Below are 3,699 nucleotides of genomic sequence, written 5' to 3'. Positions count from 1 at the left end.
GCGGGTGGGTGTCGAACAGGGGGTCAGGCCCCCGCCGGTGGGGCCGGATCGGACCGGGCGAGCCGGACGGCACGGTCGGCGAGGGCGCGGGCGAGGGAGACGGCCCCCGGGAGGAGCCCCGTCCAGTCGTCCACCACCGTTCCGAGGTAGCCGGCCCGCGCGAGTTCCAACAGGTCACGATCCGACCCCCGGAGCGTGGGGGCGATGATCCGGGCGGCGACGTCCTTCGGGACGATCCGGCCGGTCTCCAGCGTCACGAGGACGCGGGCGAGGGTGAGCAGGACGTTCCTCTCGTCCCCCTGGATCTCCGCCGGGAGGGCGGGGGTCACGGCGAGGGAGGCGGCGCGGAGCCGGTGGGGCGAGGGCGGGACGAGAACGTCACCGAGCGGCGGGCCGTACAGGACATGGTGCGCGGCATGGGCGGTGGCCAGGAGAATCACGAGGTCGGGGTCCTCCGCCGGCCGGGGCATCCGACCGGCGAGCAATTCCTCGCGGAGCCACTCGCCGTACAGGAAGTCACGGATGGGCCACTCGCTCCGGGACGGGGCCCCGCCCTCCGCGACGAGGCCGGTCAGTTCGACGGGACGGCGATGGGCCGCGTCGGGGAATCGCTCGGCGTGACCGCGCCATCCGGAGATTCCCAGCAGGAGCCGGACGAGTTCCGCGCGTTCGGGCCCGCTGAGCGACCGGCGGGTGAGCATGAGCAGGTCCACGTCGCTGTCGGGCCGCAGCCCGCCGGTGACCGCCGAACCGTACAGGTACAGCCCCACGACCCCGCCCGGGTCCTCCCGGCGCAGGTGCTCCGTGACGGGGCCGATCAGCCCGTTCACGACGCCTCCCGGGGCGGGGCCGGGAACGCGCCGGCGCCCCCCGGGGCCCCGTGGGAGCAGGGTCGCGAGCAGGTCGGCGAAGGTCGGCCGGTGACGGGGCTTCCTCACGGGGGCATCGTCCCGGGAAGGGGGACGCGGTGCCCGGCTTTTCACCGCTCGCCGCGGCTCCGCGTCGCGACGTCGGCGGGCGGGAGGGCCGGTCGCTCCGCCGTGAGGCGGCGCAGTTCGTCGGCCGGGTAGGGGGTGCCGGCGGGATCGTCGAGCATGCGGAGGACGAAGTCGGTCATCACGACGGTGACCGCCGCGTGGCGGGTGACGATCCCGGCGACCGCGTCCGACAGCCCTTCGGGGCGGGCGCCCGCGGCGCAGGCCCGGACCACCTCCGCCGCGTCCCTCACGCCGAGCCCGAGGAACATCCACAGCAGCCGGTTCACCAGGTACGACATCGCGTAGCAGGGATCGTGGTCGCGGTGCAGGTCGAGGAAACGGGCGTGGTCGGGGGAGAGCCGGAAGCGGGAGGAGAGGGACAGCCCGTGGTCGGTGAAGTGCAGGCGCCGGCCGTCGGTGAGGACGTTGCCGAAGTGGGTGTCGAAGTGGAGGAGCCCGCGGGCGTTCATGGCCAGGGTGCCCGTGAGGAGTTCCCGTTCCACCATCAGACAGGCCGCGTCGGCGATGTCGCCGCCCTCGCGGACCCGGTCGCCCAGCCACCGGTGGAGGTCCTGTGGAACGTATTCGAGGAAGAGGACCAGGCTCGCCCCGGCGGTCGCCATCTCCTCCAGCCGTCGGCGGACCCCGGCCGCGCCGCCCCACCGGGCGACGGTCCGGTCGATGTCGGCCAACTCCCCGGGCAGGGGCGGGGCCGGTTCGGGCAGTACGCGCCAGTGGTGCAGCAGGGGGAACCGGGGGTCCTCACCGCCGAGCACCCACTCGTGGGTCATGACGTGGGCGGCCAGCTCCCGCCAGGCCCCGAACCCCGGGCCGCCCGCGCCGTAGTGGCAGAAGGCGGGCAGGTCGAAGAGGTCGGCGGTGGACCGCAGGTTCTCCGGGCGCAGTTCGGTGCCGGTGAGCGGGATCCGTTTGACGAAGACGGGGACGCCGTCGATCCCCAGGAGCGCCGAGCGTCCGCCGATGCCGGTGCCGAGGGGCTTCGCCGCCGCCACCCGCGCGGCCAACTCGGTGTCGTCGCACCGGGCCAGGGCGGTGGAGGCGGTGTCGTGCGAGGCCAGGCGGGCGCGGTGCCCTGCCCCGGGGTCCCCGGGGCTCTCCGGTTCCCGCGTGGTCTCCCTCATCGGTACCCCTCCCGTCCCGGTGGGGCGGTCGTCGCGCCGGTCCCGTTCCGGTGGCGGGCCCCGATGCCCCGTCACCGGACCCTACGGGATCGGTCGGTGACGGATCCGGGGCGTGGTCGGTGCTCCGGGGGACGTCGCGCTTCCGCCGGCCGGGTGAGGCGGTGATCACACGGGTGACGGCGGTCCGGATGGGGGAAGAAGGGGGCGGGACGGTCGTGCGCGCCGGGCGGAATCCCTCGTCAGGGCCGTGCGGAGCGGGTCGAGGCCCAACCGTGACCGACGTGACGGAACGGTTACGGCCCTTTCCGCGTTCTACGGGGTGGACTACCGTGCTGTCTTTGCCAAAGTATTACTCTGGACGCTAGGTCGTACCGTCAGCGGCCATGGAGGAGTGAGATGAGGAGCAGTAACCCGGTCTTCACGCGTCGGGGGTTCAGTCAGGGCGGCGGGTACGCCGGTTTCAACGCCGGCCCGCAGGCGCAGACCGGGAATCCCTACGCGCAGCCGAGCAACCCGTACGCGCAGCCCACCAACCCCTACGCGCAGACCCTGGACCCGAACACGGGTCAGCCGGTCGCTCCCGCCGGCGCCCCCGGGGTCATGACGATCGACAGCGTCGTCTCCCGGACCGCCCTGACCCTGGGCACCGTGGTGGCCTTCGCCGCCGTGGCGTGGATCACCGACCTGCCGATGGCCATCGGCTTCCTCTGCGCCCTGGTCGGTATGGGGCTGGCGCTGTGGCAGTCCTTCAAGCGCGAGCCCTCCCCGACGCTGATCCTGGCCTACGCCGCCGTCGAGGGTCTGTTCCTCGGCGCGATCAGCAACATGATCAACCAGTGGGCCCCCGGCGCCGCCATGCAGGCCGTGCTGGGCACCATGGCGGTCTTCGCCGGTGTGCTGTTCATGTACAAGCAGCGCATCATCAAGGTCAACGCGCGCTTCACCAAGTTCGTGATGGCCGCCGCGGTCGGCTTCGTGCTGCTGATGGCCGTCAACCTGATCGTCGCCCTGATCGGTGGCGGTGACGGCCTGGGTCTGCGTTCCGGCAGCCTCGGCATCATCTTCGGTGTGATCGGCATCATCCTCGGTGCCTGCTTCCTCGCCCTGGACTTCAAGATGGTCGAGGACGGCGTCGCCTACGGGGCGCCGGAGAAGGAGTCCTGGCTGGCCGCCTTCGGTCTGACCCTCACCCTGGTGTGGATCTACCTGGAGTTCCTGCGGCTGATCGCCATCCTGCAAGGCGAATGACGCGCGGGCGACCCGTCCGCCCGGCTCCCCGGTTCACGGGGACGGGCGGCGCCCCCGGGTCGCGCGTGGTCGAGGGCCGAGGGCCCGCCCGGTTCCGGGCGGGCCCTCGCCGCGTTTCCGGGAGGACGCGCCGCGCCGCCCGCGCCCTCGGCGCGGAGGTCCCGCCCGGCACCACCGGCCGCGGCCCCGCCCGGGCCGTTCCCGGCTGCCGGAGCGCGCCGTTCCCGGGTCCCGTCGGCCGCCGGCCGGGGCCCGTCACCGCGCGGACCCCGTCGGTGGGGCGGCGATAGCCTTCGTGGCGTGCGCACCGATCACCCCACCCCGCCCGGAGG

General features: G+C 73.6%; 3 protein-coding genes. 1 reads left to right on the top strand and 2 read right to left on the bottom strand.

What is annotated here, in order from left to right:
• Positions 1–23: 23 nt before the first annotated feature.
• Together FOE67_RS19645 and FOE67_RS19640 are read right to left on the bottom strand one after the other, a co-directional pair.
• Positions 24–938 (bottom strand): aminoglycoside adenylyltransferase domain-containing protein, encoded by a 915-nt coding sequence (locus FOE67_RS19645; protein WP_323385085.1) that lies wholly within the window; start codon positions 936–938, stop codon positions 24–26.
• Between the two features lie 41 nt (positions 939–979).
• Entirely contained in the window at positions 980–2,119 is a 1,140-nt protein-coding gene (locus tag FOE67_RS19640) for a protein kinase family protein (protein WP_182666127.1), read from the bottom strand.
• A 396-nt stretch (positions 2,120–2,515) separates the two neighbouring features.
• Here FOE67_RS19640 and FOE67_RS19635 point away from each other — a divergent pair, with 396 nt between their 5' ends.
• Positions 2,516–3,367 (top strand): Bax inhibitor-1/YccA family protein, encoded by an 852-nt coding sequence (locus tag FOE67_RS19635; RefSeq protein ID WP_182666125.1) that lies wholly within the window; start codon positions 2,516–2,518, stop codon positions 3,365–3,367.
• Positions 3,368–3,699: the final 332 nt, after the last annotated feature.

Origin of the sequence: Streptomyces calidiresistens (assembly GCF_014141525.1) — a bacterium.
Classification (GTDB): Bacteria; Actinomycetota; Actinomycetes; order Streptomycetales; family Streptomycetaceae; genus Streptomyces; species Streptomyces calidiresistens.
The sequence above is the reverse complement of the archived record's forward strand: the minus strand, read 5'-3'. Positions and strand labels throughout refer to the sequence as shown.

What these genes read in the sequence shown, in the direction of transcription:
- FOE67_RS19640 (WP_182666127.1), bottom strand. Translation starts at nt 2,119, where the DNA reads ATGAGGGAGACCACGCGGGAACCGGAGAGCCCCGGGGACCCCGGGGCA.
- FOE67_RS19635 (WP_182666125.1), top strand. Translation starts at nt 2,516, where the DNA reads ATGAGGAGCAGTAACCCGGTCTTCACGCGTCGGGGGTTCAGTCAGGGC.